This window comes from Sphingomonas aurea (genome assembly GCF_030678875.1).
GTDB classification, from domain to species: domain Bacteria; phylum Pseudomonadota; class Alphaproteobacteria; order Sphingomonadales; family Sphingomonadaceae; genus Sphingomonas; species Sphingomonas aurea.
Genome location: NZ_JAUUDS010000001.1, coordinates 959236 through 974822, shown reverse-complemented (window position 1 = coordinate 974822; position 15587 = coordinate 959236). Strand labels below are relative to the sequence as shown.

15 protein-coding genes are annotated in these 15587 nt (G+C 69.4%); 4 read left to right on the top strand and 11 right to left on the bottom strand.

Annotation, left to right across the window (positions count from 1 at the left end):
• Positions 1–110: 110 nt before the first annotated feature.
• From Q5H91_RS05010 to Q5H91_RS04975, 8 genes are all read right to left on the bottom strand, one after another.
• Complete coding sequence (locus tag Q5H91_RS05010; RefSeq protein WP_305172118.1) at positions 111–1457, bottom strand: sensor histidine kinase; 1347 nt, start codon at positions 1455–1457, stop codon at positions 111–113.
• Between the two features lie 151 nt (positions 1458–1608).
• A complete protein-coding gene (locus Q5H91_RS05005) occupies positions 1609–2328 on the bottom strand; it encodes a response regulator (RefSeq protein WP_305172394.1) in 720 nt (239 codons plus the stop codon).
• A gap of 58 nt (positions 2329–2386) precedes the next feature.
• Entirely contained in the window at positions 2387–2683 is a 297-nt protein-coding gene (locus Q5H91_RS05000; RefSeq protein ID WP_305172117.1) for a hypothetical protein, read from the bottom strand.
• A 153-nt stretch (positions 2684–2836) separates the two neighbouring features.
• On the bottom strand, positions 2837–3607 hold the full coding sequence (locus Q5H91_RS04995; protein ID WP_305172116.1) for an acyl-CoA thioesterase domain-containing protein: 771 nt from the start codon (positions 3605–3607) through the stop codon (positions 2837–2839).
• Entirely contained in the window at positions 3604–4299 is a 696-nt protein-coding gene (locus Q5H91_RS04990) for a glutathione binding-like protein (protein ID WP_305172115.1), read from the bottom strand. The genes Q5H91_RS04995 and Q5H91_RS04990 overlap by 4 nt, the downstream gene beginning before the upstream one ends.
• A complete protein-coding gene (locus Q5H91_RS04985; RefSeq protein ID WP_305172113.1) occupies positions 4296–5516 on the bottom strand; it encodes an MFS transporter in 1221 nt (406 codons plus the stop codon). Before Q5H91_RS04985 ends, Q5H91_RS04990 begins: the two co-directional genes overlap by 4 nt.
• Positions 5517–5605: 89 nt before the next feature.
• A complete protein-coding gene (locus Q5H91_RS04980) occupies positions 5606–6391 on the bottom strand; it encodes a tryptophan 2,3-dioxygenase (RefSeq protein WP_305172112.1) in 786 nt (261 codons plus the stop codon).
• Between the two features lie 181 nt (positions 6392–6572).
• A complete protein-coding gene (locus Q5H91_RS04975) occupies positions 6573–7820 on the bottom strand; it encodes a TetR/AcrR family transcriptional regulator (protein ID WP_305172111.1) in 1248 nt (415 codons plus the stop codon).
• A gap of 122 nt (positions 7821–7942) precedes the next feature.
• Between Q5H91_RS04975 and Q5H91_RS04970 the strand changes: the two genes are divergently transcribed.
• The 4 genes from Q5H91_RS04970 (at position 7943) to Q5H91_RS16520 (ending at position 12178) form a co-directional block, all read left to right on the top strand.
• On the top strand, positions 7943–9205 hold the full coding sequence (locus Q5H91_RS04970; protein WP_305172110.1) for an acyl-CoA dehydrogenase family protein: 1263 nt from the start codon (positions 7943–7945) through the stop codon (positions 9203–9205).
• Positions 9206–9221: 16 nt separating this feature from the next.
• The gene (locus Q5H91_RS04965) at positions 9222–10268 is read left to right on the top strand and encodes a phosphotransferase family protein (RefSeq protein WP_305172109.1); all 1047 of its coding nucleotides are present in this window, start codon (positions 9222–9224) and stop codon (positions 10266–10268) included.
• Positions 10265–11056, top strand: a complete 792-nt coding sequence (locus Q5H91_RS04960; protein ID WP_305172108.1) for an SDR family NAD(P)-dependent oxidoreductase — start codon at positions 10265–10267, stop codon at positions 11054–11056. The genes Q5H91_RS04965 and Q5H91_RS04960 overlap by 4 nt, the downstream gene beginning before the upstream one ends.
• A gap of 78 nt (positions 11057–11134) precedes the next feature.
• A complete protein-coding gene (locus Q5H91_RS16520; protein ID WP_370655217.1) occupies positions 11135–12178 on the top strand; it encodes a methyl-accepting chemotaxis protein in 1044 nt (347 codons plus the stop codon).
• A gap of 9 nt (positions 12179–12187) precedes the next feature.
• Here Q5H91_RS16520 and Q5H91_RS04945 read toward each other — a convergent pair whose 3' ends face one another.
• The 3 genes from Q5H91_RS04945 to Q5H91_RS04935 all read right to left on the bottom strand — a co-directional run bounded on the left by Q5H91_RS04945 (position 12188) and on the right by Q5H91_RS04935 (position 15533).
• Entirely contained in the window at positions 12188–13078 is an 891-nt protein-coding gene (locus Q5H91_RS04945) for an acyl-CoA thioesterase (protein WP_305172107.1), read from the bottom strand.
• Positions 13079–13109: 31 nt separating this feature from the next.
• Positions 13110–14237 (bottom strand): acyl-CoA dehydrogenase family protein, encoded by a 1128-nt coding sequence (locus Q5H91_RS04940; protein ID WP_305172106.1) that lies wholly within the window; start codon positions 14235–14237, stop codon positions 13110–13112.
• Positions 14238–14351: 114 nt separating this feature from the next.
• Positions 14352–15533, bottom strand: a complete 1182-nt coding sequence (locus Q5H91_RS04935) for an acyl-CoA dehydrogenase family protein (protein ID WP_305172105.1) — start codon at positions 15531–15533, stop codon at positions 14352–14354.
• Positions 15534–15587: the final 54 nt, after the last annotated feature.

The following is a 15587-nucleotide window of genomic DNA, read 5'->3' as shown; positions in this document are numbered from 1 at the left end:
CCCCCTGCAAGGGGAGGTGGCAGTGCGCAGCACTGACGGAGGGGTATCAGAACGGTGCCGTCGCGACCGGGGACATCGCTCCACTACCGCTTCTGCAGGGAAGGATGAGCCTAGCGGGGCAAGGTGATCGTGGCGGCCAGCCCGCCTTCTGGGCGGTTCGCCAGGGCGATGTCGCCGCCGGCCTCCTGCACGATGGCGCGGGCGAGGGCGAGGCCCAGGCCGATGCCGCCGGTCTCGCGGTTGCGGGAGGTTTCGAGGCGGGTAAAGGGGTCGAACACCTCGGCAAGGCGATCCGGCGGGATGCCGGGGCCGCGGTCGGCGACCGTGATCGCGACCGATGCGGGGGCGGTGGCGATGTGGACCTCGGCGACCTCGCCATACTTGACCGCATTCTCGATCAGGTTGCGCACCGCGCGGCGGATCAGGGCGGGGCGCAGGCGCATGCGCAGCCGCTCCGCCTCGACGAAGGTCACGGGCGCGTCGAGGTCGCGGAAATCCTCGACCACGGCATCGACCAGCGCTGCCAGATCGACCTCGGTCACCGGCTCGCTGGGGCGGCCCAGGCGGGCGAGCGACAGGATGTCATCGAGCGTGCGGTTCATCTCGGCAATGGTGTCGACCATGCGCAGGCGATCGGTCTCGTCCTCGACCGATTCGACGCGGACGCGGAGCGCGGCGAGGGGCGTGCGCAGGTCGTGACCGATCGCGCCCAGCATCCGGTCCTTCTCGTCGAGCATCGCCGCCACCCGCAGGCGGAGCGCATTGAAGGCGGCGATCAGCGCGGCGACGTCGTCCGGGCCGCTGGTCGGCAGCGCCGCCGCCGTGTCGCCGGGACCGAACCGCTCGGCGGCGAGGCGCAGGTCGCGCAGCGGGCGCGACAGGCGGCGAACGATCCACAGCACGGGCAACAGCACGACGACGTAGAGGATCAGCGTCTGGAACAGCAGCGCCCAGAGCAGGCGCGCCCCCGCCCTGGGCCAGGGCACGACGATGGTCAGCCAGCCACGTCCCGGCTGCTCGACCGCGATCATCAGCTGGTCGGCGGGGTGCTCGCCGCGGCGGCGCAGATCGCGTCGCTCGGCCCGATCGCCGTCGTCGGGAAAGGTGCGCAGGCCGGTGTCGATGCGGCCGGCCTGGACGCCCTGTTCGGCGAGCTGGCGGCGGAGTTCGCTGGCGACTTCGGGATGGCGCTCGGTGCCGGCGGGGGCGACGGGGTCGGTGGGATAGCGGCGGATGCGGCCCCACTCGGCGACGATCGGGCGGTCGCCGCGCGCCTCCCGCTCCAGCGCGTCGGCGATGCGGATCGCGACGGGGCGGGTCGCCTGGGCAAGGCGGAACTCGTTGCGGTCGCGCAGGATGAGGGCGAAGTTGATGACCTGCGCGACGAACAGGGCGAGCGCGATCAGCAGTGCCATCTGCCCGGCGAGGCTGTGCGGCCAGGGGCGACGCAGGGTCATGGCTGCGGTGTCGGAGTCTGTTTGAAAATTCGCTGGAGCGCGAATTTCAAGGCGGTGCCGGCCAGCAACGGGTCGATCATGCCGGGGGCATGATCGACCCGTTGCTGGCCGGCACCGCAAAATGCGCTTCGGCGCATTTTCAAACAGACACTCACAGGCGGGTGACGCCGGTCGCCAGCGTGTAGCCGCCGCCCCAGACCGTTTTGATGATTTCCGGGTTCTTGGGGTCGGTCTCGATCTTGCGACGCAGGCGGCTGACCTGATTGTCGATCGCGCGGTCGAACGCCGCAGCCTCGCGCCCTTGCGTCAGGTCGAGCAGCTGGTCGCGGGTCAGCACCTGGCGCGGGCGGGTGACGAGCGCGAGGAGCAGGTTGTACTCGCCGGTCGACAGCGGCACCGACACGCCCTCGCGATCGACCAGCGCGCGCTCGCCCGATTTCAGCACCCAGCCGGCAAAGGCGTAGGAGCCGGCCTCCGGTGCGTGCTGGCGCGCGCCGCCCGCCTGGGTGCGGCGCAGTACCACCTTGACGCGGGTCGCCAGCTCGCGCGGGGAGAAGGGCTTCACGACATAGTCGTCGGCGCCCATCTCCAGGCCGACGATGCGGTCGGTCTCCTCCGTCTTGGCGGTCAAGAGGATGACGGGCACGTCGCTGGTCGCAGCGATGTGCCGGCAAAGGCTGAGCCCGTCCTCGCCCGGCATCATGATGTCGACGATGGCGAGGTCGATGGCATAGGCGGCGAGGCGCGCGCGCGCACCCTCCGCGTCGCCGGCCTGGGTGACGCGGAAACCCTGCTTGGTCAGATAGACGGCGAGCGGCTCGCGGATCGAACGCTCGTCGTCGACCAGAAGCAGGTGCGGCAGATCTCCCATCCCGTCGGGCTCTAGCATGGTCGCCTCGCGAGGGAAGCCGGGGACGTGCCCAGCGCGATCAGCGGGCGGGACCTTCGTCGTCGCCGCGCCGATCGTCCCGGCGATCGTCGCCACGGCGGTCGCGACCGCGCGGGCCTTCACCCCGGTGCGGCATGGCGGCGCGGCGCTCCTCACGGGTCAGGATGCCGTCGTGATTGGTGTCCATCCGGTCGAAGCGGGCCATGTACTCGGCGCGGGTGACGATGCCGTCGCCATTCCGGTCGGCGCCCATCGCCGGCGGCGGCGGGGGTGGGGGTGCGGTGTCCGCGCTGGTCTGGGCGAGGACTGCGGCGAGGATCAGGGTGAAGGGTTCCATCGGGGCATCTCCGGCCGGCAGGGGCGATCCCCGCGTCGAGCCTGATGGATGTGGCGGTGCTTCGTCTCGCGCCTGTGTCGGCGAGCAGGAATTGTGTCGCAAAGCGTGTCAGGGTGCGTCACCCCAGCCGGACGCCGGGGTGACGTCGTCGCATCAGCCGAACAGCGCGACGCTCTGCATCTGCGCGGCGACGGGGTCGCCCGCGGCGTTCCAGATCGCCATGCGCTGGCTCGATCCGCCGTGGCGGGCGTGGTCGGTGGTGGCCTGGAGCAGCCACCAGCCGTCCGCGCTTACGGGTGCCGCAGCGAGCAGATCGAGCTGCCAGGTCAGCGAACTGAGCGGGATCAGCCTGTCGGCGAGTTTCAGCGCGGCGGGGGGCAGGCAATCGCCGATCGCCATCAGCTCGACCTCCGGGTCCAGGCCGGCGCGATCGGTCAGGCGGACCCAGCGTAGCCACTCGGCTGGTGCGGCGGGATGATCGACGAACTCGAAGTTCTGGGTGAAGGCCACCGCCGGCAGGCCGCCGGTCACCACATCGCCGGAACCGGGCGCGGGCACCGGCGCGGGCGCGGCGACGGCGTGATCGATGTGTGAGTCGGCAACGCGCATGAAGACGAAGGTCGCCGACAGGCCGAGCCCCGCCTCGCTCTCGATCGCGGCGTGGACGAAGGCGGCGTTGCGGCCCCGGCGGAGCAGGCGGGCGCGGACCCTGACCGTGCCGGACAGCGGCCCCACAAAGGCGACCTGCGCCGAACGGAGTGGCGGCAGATCGGGGGCGACCCGCTTGGCGGCATGGAGCGCGAGTGCGGCGGACAGGCCGCCATAGCAGGTGCGGCCCTGCAACCAGTTGTCGGGGATGGCGACGGAGAGCGCGCCGTCGCTGGCCGGAACCAGCGCGGCGATCAGCGCGGGCAGGCCGCTCATGCGCGCGGGCCCTGCTGACCGAACAGGACGCGCTTGGCCTCGTCCTCGTCGATCACCGTCGCGTCGGTGATCGCCTGGCCCTTGCGGTACGCCTCGACCGTAGCGGGGCGCGCGGCGATGCGGGCGAACCAGCGGGCGAGGTTAGGGAAGTCGGCCAGATCCTGCCCCTGAAGCGCGTGCGGGACGATCCAGGGATAACAGGCCATATCGGCGATCGAATAGTCGCCGGCGATGAAATCGCGACCTTCCAGTCGCCGGTCGAGCACGCCGTAGAGCCGTGCCGTCTCGCGGACGTAGCGGTCGATCGCATAGGGCACCGGTTCGGGTGCGTAGCGGGTGAAATGGTGGTTCTGGCCGAGCATGGGGTCAAGCCCGCCCATCTGCCACATCAGCCATTCGGTCACCGCCACCCGACCGCGCAGGTCGGCGGGCAGGAAGCAGCCGGTCTTCTCGGCGAGGTAGAGCAGGATCGCGCCGCTCTCGAACACGCTGACCGGCGCGCCGCCGCCGGCGGGATCGTGGTCGACGATCGCGGGCATGCGGTTGTTGGGCGCGATGGCGAGGAAGTCGGGCGCGAACTGCTCGCCACGGGCGATGTTGACGGTGCGGATCTGGTAAGGGACGTCCGCCTCTTCGAGGAAGAGGGTGATCTTGTGGCCGTTGGGGGTCGGCCAATAGTGGAGGTCGATCATGATGCGGTGTCCTTTGACGCGGGAAGCCGGTGCGCGGCGCCGAGGATGAGGATGCCGGCGGTGGCGACGAGCGCCCCGGCGACGAGGAAAGCAGCGCCCGGAAAGCCGCGGCCGGTACCGAATGCCAGCGCCTGTGCGGCGAGGATCGGACCGATGATCTCGGCGACCGCGTTGATGCTGGCGAGGCCGCCCTGCAGCGCGCCCTGCCGCCCGGCATCGACCATGCGGCTCGCCAGTCCCGACAGCGCCGGATAGGCGAAGGCGCCGAGCGCGCCGACCAGGAAGAAGACGTAGACCTGCCATCCCGCCGTCGCGAAGGCGCAGGCGACCAGGCAGGCGGCGCTCGCGGCGAGCGCGATGGCGGCGGCGCCGAACTCGCCGAAGCGGCGGACGACGCGGTCGGTCAGCCCGACCTGCGCGACGACGGTGACCAGGCCGACCCAGGCCAGCGACCAGCCGATCTGCCCCGGTGTCCAGCCGAAGCGGATCGTCGTCCAGAACGACCAGGTCGCGGGATAGACCATGCTGCCCAGCTGCCACAGGAACCAGGCGACGAGCAGCGGCAGCGCGTTGCCCGCGGCGAAGAGCGGCCGGAACGAGCCGACGACATGCGCCTCCCGCCAGCGGAACGGGCGGCGATGGGCGGCGTCCAGCGTCTCGGGCAGGAAGAGGATCATCGCCAGCGCGTTGAGTGCCGCCAGCACGGCCGCGACGATGAAGGGCGCATGGGTGCCGAAACCGGCGGCGATGCCGCCCAGCGCCGGGCCGACGATGAAGCCGATGCCGAAGCCGGCGCCGAGCAGGCCGAAGGCGGCGGCGCGCCGCTCCGGCGGGCTGACGTCGGCGATCACCGCGCCGGCCGGGCCATAGGTGGCACCGGCGATGCCCGCGACGACGCGGCCGACGAACAGCCAGGCGAGGGTCGGCGCGAACGCCATCAGCGCATAGTCGAGCGCGAACGCGGCCATCGACGCGATCAGTACCGGCCGCCGGCCGAACCGGTCGCCGAACTGGCCGAGCACCGGTCCGGCGAAGAACTGCGCCACGGCGAACGCGGCGAGCAGCCAGCCGCCGATCCGCGTCGCATGCTGCAGATCGGCATGACCCAGCCGGGTGATGAGCGCGGGCAGCACCGGCATCACGATGCCGAACCCGATCGCGTCGATCGCCACCGCGACGAGGACGATCGGGACGGCACGATGGTCGAAGCGCGGCATGGTGGCGGGGTCTAACGGGTGGGAGGGGGGCTGTCGCCCGTTTGTGCGCATCCCTCCGCCGGGGTGGCGGGACTTAGGGGGGGCTGCCCCTACAACCGCGTCCGCATAGTCGCGAGTTCGGGGAAGAAGGGCGTCTCCAGCACCTTGGCGAGATAGCCGATGCCGGCGGTGCCGCCGGTGCCGGTCTTGAAGCCGATCACCCGCTCGACCGTCTTCAGATGGCCGAAGCGCCAGAGCTGGACGCGGTAGTCGAGGTCGACCAGCTTCTCGGCCAGCTCGTAGAGGTCCCAGTAACGCGCGGTATCGGCGTAGATCGCTGCCCAAGCCGCCTCGACCGCGGGGTGCGGGGCATAGGGCTGGGCGAAGTCGCGTTCGACATGGTCGGCGGGGATCGCGAAGCCGCGGCGGGCAAGGAGCCGCAGCACCGCGTCGTAGAGGCCGGGGGCGGCGAGGTCGGCGGACAGGGTGGCATGGACGGCCGGCTCGCCCTCGTGCGGGCGGAGCATGGCGGGGTTCTTGTTGCCGAGCAGGAACTCGATGCGGCGATACTGATCGGACTGGAAGCCCGAGCTGGTGCCGAGCCGCCCGCGCATCGCGGAATAGTCGGCGGGAGTCATGGTCGCCAGGATTTCCCACGACTGGATCAGCTGCGCCATGATGCGCGCGACGCGGGCCATCATCTTGAAGGCGGGCGGCAGGTCGTCGGCGGCGATCCGGTCGCGTGCGGCGAACAGCTCGTGCAGGCACAGCTTCAGCCAGATCTCCGACGCCTGGTGGATCGAGATGAACAGCAGCTCGTCATGCGCCTCCGACAAGGGCGTCTGGCAGGCGAGCAGCTCGGGGAGGCGAAGATAGCTGCGGTAGGTGATGGTCATGCCCGTGGTTTAGGGCAGCTGGCGGGCCGTTTTGCAATCCTCCCCTGGAAGGGGAGGTGACAGGCGTCAGCCTGACGGAGGGGTGTCACGGGTCGTGAGGGAGCGGGCCGTCGTAGGGGGAGACACCCCTCCGTCATGGCTGCGCCATGCCACCTCCCCTTTCAGGGGAGGAGCTTGGAGCTTAGAGGGCAGCCATCTGGTCGTCGAACATGCCGAACAGCAGCGTCGATGCGTACATCGCCACTGCGCGGTCGCGGTCCATGGTGCCGGCCCATTTGCGCATGTCGAACGCGGCATTCTGGAGCGAGGTGAGTGCCTGCGCGGCGATCAGCGCGTCGACCGGGCGGCACGAGCCCTCCGCCACCCCGTCCATGATCGTGCCGGCATAACGGCGGGCGATGCGGTTGGAGCGGTCCACCATCGCCTCGCGCTCGCCGGCGGGCAGGCCGCTGAGCGCGGTGGTGCGAAGGAGCGGCGCGGCCTCGGCGAACTGGACGTCGAGCAGGGTCGCGATGGTGCTCGACAGGCGATGCCAGTGGCTGCCGCCCCCCGCGTCGGCGGTGCCCTGCGCGGCCGAGATCGTCTCGAAACTGCGGCGGTAGCAGGCGAGCACCAGCTCGTCCTTGGCATCGAGATGGTGGTAGAAGCTGCCCTTGGTCACGTTCAGCTCCGACGCGATCCGCTGGACCGAGGCGCCGCGATAGCCCAGCGCGTTGATGAGCCGGGTGGCCGCGAGCAGGAAGGCGGCGCGCCCCGGCTCCGCCTCGTCATGGCTGAGGTCGAGGAGCGCGGGTGACCACCGGGCGCCCGGTGCGGCGATACCGTGCGCGAGCACGTCCATCAGCCGCGCCTCTACCCGGTCGTACTGGTCGGGATCGTAGCGCGCGATCCATACCGTCAGCCAGAAGGTGTTTTCGAGCAGGACATGGGCGCGGGCGCTGTTCAGATCCTTTTGCGCGCGGGTCGCCGGATCGCCCCATAGCGCGCGGGTGGTGCGGAACACGCGCTGCCAGCCGGCCATCAGGCGCGTCTTGATCGGGTCCTCGGTCGCGCGCAGGTCGGACAGGACGGCGAAATCGCTCTGCTCGCCCGCGGCTATGCGCGACAGGCGCGCCATGTTGAGCGACAGGAAGCGCGCGACGCGGGCCTGCGGGGTGGGCTCGACCAGCGCCGCTTCGAGCATGGCCGTCAGCTGCTCCAGCGTATTCTCGAACGCGGCGGCGGCGAGGTCTTCCTTGCGGCGGAAATAATAGGTGACGCTGGTGGTGTTCAGCCCGACGCGGCGGGCGACGTCGGCGAAGGTCATGCCCTTTGCCGACTGTTCGTTGATCGCGCTGGCGGCGGCGGCGAGGATCGCGTCGCGCTTGGCCCTGAACCGGCGCGTACCTGCTGCACCCTCTCCGCTGATCGGTTCGTCCCCGGCTTCCATCGCATCGGTGTACCAGCTTCTTTTTGAAGGTACAGTGCGTTTGTTGAAGGAGCGCGATCACTGGCTTTACCGAAAAACCGGTACGGTCTAAGCAGTCTGCCAAACATTGGAGAGGCTGGGCGATGGACTTCACGCTGAACGACCGCGAGACGCATTTCCGCGACCGGGTGAAGGCGTTCATCGAACGCGAGATTCGGCCGCGTGTCCCCGACTATCACCGCCAGAACCACGAGGGCGAGCGGTGGAAGGTGATCCCGGTGATCGAGGAGGTCAAGGCGAAGGCGCGGGAGGCGGGCCTGTGGAACCTGTTCATGCCGCCGCGGTCCGGCCGGGCGCATGTCGACGACGAGTTCGCGTTCCAGGGCGAGCAGCTGACCAACCTGGAATATGCGCTGTGCGCCGAGGAGATGGGGCGGATCGCCTGGGCGAGCGAGTGCTTCAACTGCTCGGCGCCCGACACCGGCAACATGGAGGTGTTCCACCGCTACGGCACGCTGGCGCAGAAGGAGCGCTGGCTGCGCCCGCTGATGGAGGGGCAGATCCGATCGGCCTTCCTGATGACCGAGCCGGCGGTCGCCTCTTCCGACGCGACGAACATCCAGACATCGATGGTGCGGGACGGCGACCATTATGTCGTCAACGGGCGCAAATGGTGGTCGAGCGGGGTCGGCGATCCGCGCTGCAAGGTCGCCATCCTGATGGGCAAGACCAGTTTCGAAGGTTCCAGGCACCAGCAGCAGTCGATGCTGATCCTCGACCTGGGAACGCCCGGCGTGCGGGTGGAGCGGATGCTGTCGGTCTATGGCTATGACCATGCGCCGCACGGGCATGGCGAGGTGGTGCTGGATAATGTCCGCATCCCCGTGGAGAACATGCTGCTGGGCGAAGGCCGCGGGTTCGAGATCGCGCAGGGGCGGCTGGGGCCGGGGCGCATCCACCACTGCATGCGGACGATCGGCGTGGCCGAGGCCGGGATCGAGGCGATGGCCCAGCGGCTGCTGAGCCGCGTCGCCTTCGGCAAGCGGATCGCCGACCACAGCGTCTGGGAGCAGCGGATCGCCCGCGCTCGGATCGACATCGAGATGACGCGCCTTCTGTGCCTGAAGGCCGCCGACATGATGGACAAGGCGGGCAACAAGGCGGCGCAGCTGGAGATCGCGATGATAAAGGTGCAGGCGCCGACCATGGCGTTGCAGATCCTGGACGACGCGATCCAGGCGCATGGCGGTGGTGGCGTGAGCCAGGATTTTCCGCTGGCGTTCGAGTGGGCGCACGTCCGCACCCTGCGCTTCGCCGACGGCCCGGACGAGGTCCACAACCGCGCGATCGCGCGGGCGGAGTTCGGGAAGTATCCGGACGCGCGGAGCGAGGTGGCGGGACGGTGAGGTCCTCTTCGTGGTCATGAGCGACGATACGGTCGCGGTCGCCGACAAGGACCGCCTCGACCTCGCCGCGCTGGATGCGTGGATGGCGGCGGATGTCCCGGGCTATGCCGGGCCGCTCGCCTATGTCCGGTTTGCCGGCGGGCAGTCGAACCCGACCTATCGGCTCGACACGCCGGCGCGGTCCTACGTGCTGCGGCGCAAGCCGTTCGGACCGATCCTGCCCTCTGCGCACGCGGTCGAGCGCGAGTACCGCGTGATCGCCGGGCTGCACCCGACCGGCTTTCCGGTGCCGCGACCGTTCGGGCTGTGCGAGGATGCCGGGGTGATCGGCGCGCCCTTCTACGTCATGGAGATGGTCGCGGGGCGGACGATCTGGGACGGCGCGATGCCGGGCATGGTCCCGGCCGAGCGGCGCGCGCACTATGACGCGATGATCGACACGCTGGCGGCGCTGCACAACACCGACCACGTCGCGGCCGGGCTGGAGGATTACGGCCGGCCGGGCAATTATTTCGAGCGGCAGGTGGCGCGCTGGACGAAGCAGTATCGTGCTTCCGAGACCGAGCGGATGGAGCCGGTCGAGCGGCTGATCGACTGGCTGCCGCGCACGCTGCCGCCGCAGACGCGGGTGTCGATCGTGCACGGCGACTACCGCGTCGACAACATGATCTATGCCGCGGGCGAGGCGCGGGTGGTGGCGGTGCTCGACTGGGAATTGTCGACGCTGGGCGATCCGCTCGCCGATTTCTCGTACCTGCTGATGAACTGGGTGACCGAGCCCGAGGGGCGGTCGGGGGTGAAGGGGCTGGCCGGGCCGGACACCGGCATCCCGACGATCGAGGAGGTGGTCGCCCGCTACTGCGCCGCGACGGGGCGCGATGGGGTGCCGCAGCTCGACTGGTATTTCGCCTATAATCTCTTTCGGCTGACCGGCATCGTCCAGGGTATCAAGAAGCGGATCATCGACGGCAATGCCGCCAGCGCCAAGGCGGCGGAAACGGCGGCGCGGGTCGGGTCGCTGGCCGATGCGGCATGGTATTTCGCAGAGAGGGCAGGGGCATGAACCGGTTTCAGGGCAAGTCGGTGATCGTCACGGGCGCAGGCTCCGGCATCGGCCGCGCCGCCGCCATCGCCTTTGCCGAAGAGGGCGCGCGGGTAATTTGCGCCGACCTGACCGACGGGGCAGAGGCGACCGCCGCCGCGATCGGATCGGCGGCGCGCGCGATCCGGATGGATGCGGGATCGGAAGAAGACGTGATCCGCACCGTCGAACTGGCGATATCGGCCCATGGCGGGCTGGACGTGATGTTCGCCAATGCCGGCATCTCGGGCGGGATGGCGAACCTGTTCGACACCGACGTCGCGCTCATCACCGAAGTGTTGCGCGTCAACCTGATCGGGCCGTTCCTGGCGATCAAGCACGCCGCGCCCCGGATTGCGGAGCGGGGCGGCGGGGCGATCGTGCTGACCGCGAGCGTCGCCGGGCTGCGATCGGGCGCGGGGTCGCCGGCCTATTCTGCGTCCAAGGCAGGGGTCATCAACCTGGCGCAGCTATCCGCGCAGCAGCTGACCGGGTCCGGGGTACGGGTCAACGCGCTGCTGCCCGGCCTGACCGAGACGGGAATGACCGCGCCGGTGTTCGACCATGCCCGCGCGGTCGGCAAGATCGACCGGGTCGGACGGCTCAATCCGCTCGGCCGGGGTGCACAGCCGGAGGAGCTGGCGCGGGTCGCGCTGTTCCTGGCGTCCGACGATGCCAGCTACGTCAACGGCCAGGCGCTTGCCGCCGATGGCGGCCTGTCGTCGAGCCACCCGGTCACGCGGCAGGAGTTTGGCAGGACCGCGGCCTGACGACCTGCTCCGAGGTGGATTATAAGTATTTTGAAAAGGTTAGCAGTTATTTAGCCTTGTTGGTCCAAGGATCGATGGATGGAGATCCTGCCTGTCATCAACGACTGGTGTCGCGAGGGCGCCCTGTGGCGTGCGATGGAGCGGTCGCAGCTGATGGTCGAGTTCGACCTGAGCGGATGCGTGGTCTGGGCCAACACGCTCTTTCTTCAGGCCATGGGGTATGAACTGGCCGAGCTGGTCGGCCAGCATCACCGCATCTTCTGCGATCCGGTCTATGCCAGCTCGAACGAGTATCAGCGTTTCTGGGCCGGACTTTCCACCGGTCACTTCGATGCGGGCGCGTATCGACGCCGGGCGCGCGACGGCCGGACGGTGTGGTTGCAGGCCAGCTACAACCCGATCCTGGACGAGCATGGCCAACCGACGCGCATCCTGAAGGTCGCATCCGACGTCACTCTGCGCCGCGTCGCCGAGGAGGAGTCGGCTGCGCGCCACGCCGCGATCGACCGGTCGCAGGCGGTCATCGAATTCGATATGGACCGGCGCGTAGTCGCCGCCAACGATGCATTCCTCGCGCTGTTCGGCTATCGCCGCGACGCGCTGATCGGTCAGCCGCACGCGATCTTCTGTACCGGCGAGGAGGCGGCATCCAATCACTATGCCGCGTTCTGGCGACGATTGTGCCGGGGAGAGCATGCCGCCGGACGGTTCCAGCGGCGGGCGGCCGACGGAACGACGCGGTGGTTGCAGGCGACCTATACGCCGATCCTCGATGCATCGGGTACGCCGTTCAAGGTCGTCAAGTTCGCCACCGACATCACCCAGCAGGTATTGCTGGAGGCGGTGCTCGCGGACCGGCTGGTCGAAAGCCAGAAGCTGCGCGCCGAGGCGGACGCGCGGCGCGCGCGAGCCGACGAGGTACTGGACCAGCTGGGCATGATCGTCGACACGATCTCGGCGATCGCCGCCCAGACCAATCTGCTGGCGCTCAACGCCACGATCGAGGCGGCACGCGCAGGTGATGCGGGGCGCGGCTTCTCGGTCGTCGCGAGCGAAGTGAAGAAGCTGGCGGAGAATACGCGCAAGGCCACCCAGACCGCACAGGCAATGCTGGCGGGGTAGCAGGAGCGTTCATCCGCGCCGGCGGATCAGTCCTTCCTGCGCCACATTGGCGACCAGCCGCCCGTCGCGGGTGAAGACGCGGCCACGGTTGAAATCGCGGCCATGGCCCGCCCAGGGGCTGTCCATCGTATAGAGCAGCCAGTCGTCGGCGCGGAACGGCTCGTGCAGCCACAACGAGTGGTCGAGGCTGGCGACCTGCATGCCGGGGCTCATCCAGCCGACGCCGTGCGGGATCATGCCGGTGCCGAGCAGCCCCATGTCCGATGCATAGGCGAGCATCGCGCGGTGCAGCGCCGGATCGTCGCCGATCGCGGCGGAAAGGCGGAACCAGACATGGTTGACCGGCTCGCCCGGCTTCGGATCGATCCAGTCGTGCGGGGTGACGGGGCGCAGTTCGAATGGGCGAGGGCGGAGCAGGACGCGGCGTTGCCGCTCCGGCATCCGGTCGGCCATCGCACGGCGAAATTCGGCCTCGCTGGCCAGATCCTCGGGCGGGGGCACGTCGGGCATGCCGTCCTGATGCGCGAAGCCGTCTTCCGGCTCCTGGAACGAACATGCCATGTTGAGGATCGGCTTGCCGCGCTGCATGGCGATGACGCGGCGGGTGGCGAAGCTGCGCCCCTCGAAATCGCGAACGACGCGGTAGACGATCGGGTAGTTCTCGTCGCCGGGCCGCATGAAATAGGCGTGGAGCGAGTGGGCGACCTTGCCCCCCTCGGTCGAGCGCTGCGCGGCCTGGAGGCCCTGGGCGATGACCTGCCCGCCGAACACCCGACCCTCGCCACCGGGCTGGCGCCCCCCACGGAACAGGTCGGTGTCGATCTCCTCGACGTCGAGCAGCGTGACGAGGCCGGCGACGAGCTGGTCCGGTGTCGCATCGGGGGGCGTGTTCAGGTCCATGGCGCCGGCCTACGCGCGGGGCGGGGGCGGCTCAATAGCCGGCTGCGACGGCAAGGCGATCGGCATGGTAGTTGGCGTCGCCCCACAGCTCGGCGAGCGTTCGGGCGCGCTTCATGTAGAAGCCGATGTCATACTCGTCGGTCATGCCGATGCCGCCGTGCATCTGCACGCCCTCGTTGACCGACAGGGTGGTCGCCATCGCTGCCATGGCCTTGGCGACGGAAACCGCCTCATCGGCGGCGTCGCTGTCGGCGTCGAGCAGCTGTTGCGCCTTCAGGACCGCGGCGCGGGCGACCTCCATCTCGCTGTAGAGATGCGCCGCGCGGTGCTGGAGCGCCTGGAAGCTGCCGATCGGAACGCCGAACTGCTTGCGCTCCTTCAGGTAGGACATGGTCATCGCCATCGACCCGCCGCCGACGCCGAGCAGCTCGGCCGCGACACCGGTGCGGCCGGCGCGAAGCAGGCGGTCGAGGGACGTGCGGCCGGCATCGACCTCGCCGATCACCGCGTCGGCGTCGACCGCGACGTCGTCGAAGTTCAGATGCGCGGCGAGGCTGGCGTCGGCGAGCCGTTCCGGCCGGATTTCGAGCCCGGCGGCGTCGCGCGGGACGGCGAACAGCGTGACGCCGTCGCGGTCGCTCGCGCCGCCGGCGGTGCGCGCGGCGACGATCAACAGGTCGGCGACATGGGCATGGGCGACGAAGCGCTTGGTGCCGGACAGGCGGAAGCCGTTGCCGGCGCGTTCCGCCTTCAGCGCAACGGCGTCGCGGTGCTTGGCCGCCTCGTCGATCGCGATCGCTGCGACGGTTTCGCCGGCGACGATGCCGGGGAACCAGCGGTCAGCGTGCGGGGTGTTCCGCAGCGCGGCGACCGCGGCGACGGCGGTGGTGAGGAAGGGCGAGGGCGACAGGTTGCGGCCGATCTCCTCCAGCACCAGACCCGCCTCGACATGGCCGAGGCCCAGGCCGCCATGATCCTCGCCGATCAGGATGCCGGTGAAACCCATGTCTGCGAACTGCCGCCACAGGTCGCGGCTGAAGCCGGTCGGGTCATCGGCATCACGCAGTGCGCGAAGATGGGCGACCGGAGCCTGTTCGGCGACGAAGTCGCGGATCGTGTCCTGAAGGGCGGTCTGGTCTTCGGTGAGGTAGAGGGGCATCGGCGGGATCCCTTTGACCCTCCTCGTCACCCCGGCGTAGGCCAGGGTCTTCTGCGGCGAGGAGGGTGCCATTTAACGGAGAGGCCCCTGCCTTCGCAGGGGCGACGGCGGTGGTTAGGAGGGCAAATCCAGAATCCGCTTGGCGATGATGTTGAGCTGGATCTCGCTGGTCCCGCCCTCGATCGAGTTCGCCTTCGTGCGCAGCCAGGCGCGGGGGGCGGCGCCGGTGCGGCTGGCCTCGCTCTCCCACTCCAGCGCTGCCGATCCACCACCGGCCATCTGGAGTTCGTGGCGCTCCTTGTTCAGCTCGGTGCCGTAATATTTCATCATCGAGGGCTGGGCGGGGTGGGCGCGGCCTGCCTTCAGCTCGTCGATGAATCGCTCCGACATCGCCGCGAAGGCGCGGGCACGGACCTGGAAGCGGGCCATGTCGGCGCGCAGCAGCGGGTCGGCGAGGCGGCCCGCGTCGTCGGTGCCGATCGCGGCCAGCGCACCCGACACCAGCGTGTCGCGTCCACCCTCGCCCAGGCCCATGCCCGAGATCATCTCACGCTCGTGACCGAGTAGATATTTGGCGACGTCCCAGCCCTTGTTCTCGTCATGGACGCGGTTGGCCTTGGGCACCTTCACCCGGTCGAAGAAGGTCTCGCAGAAGGGCGAGTAGCCGGAGATGAGGAGGATCGGCTTGGTCGAGACACCCTCGGACGCCATGTCGAAGAGGACGAAGCTGATGCCGCCCTGCTTCGATTCCTTGGAGGTGCGGACCAGGCAGAAGATCCAGTCGGCCTGGTCGGCATAGCTGGTCCAGACCTTCTGGCCGGTGACGATGTAGTGGTCGCCCCCGTCCTCGGCGGCGGTGGCAAGCCCCGCGAGGTCGGAACCGGCATTGGGTTCCGAATAGCCCTGGCACCAGCGGATCTCACCGCGGGCGATCCGGGGCAGATGTTCGAGCTTCTGCTCCTCCGTGCCGTATTTCAGCAGGGCAGGTCCGAGCATCGAGATGCCGAAGCTGTTGAGCGGGGAGCGGGCGCCGATCGCCTTCATCTCCTCGCGCAGGATCTTGGTCTCGGCAGGCGACAGGCCGCCGCCGCCATAGGCGGATGGCCAGTCGGGGACGGTCCAGCCGCGTGACGCCATCGCGTCGAGCCACTGTTTCTGCTCGGGACAGGTGGGGACGTAGCTGCGGCCGCCCCAGCACACGTCCTTCTCGGAGCGGATCGGCTGCCGCATCTCGGGCGGGCAATTCGCCTCCAGCCAGGTACGGGTTTCGGTGCGGAAGGTGTCGAGGTCGGTCATGGTGTCCTCTTCCTCAAAATCCTCCCCTGCAAGGGGAGGGGGACCAGCGAAGCT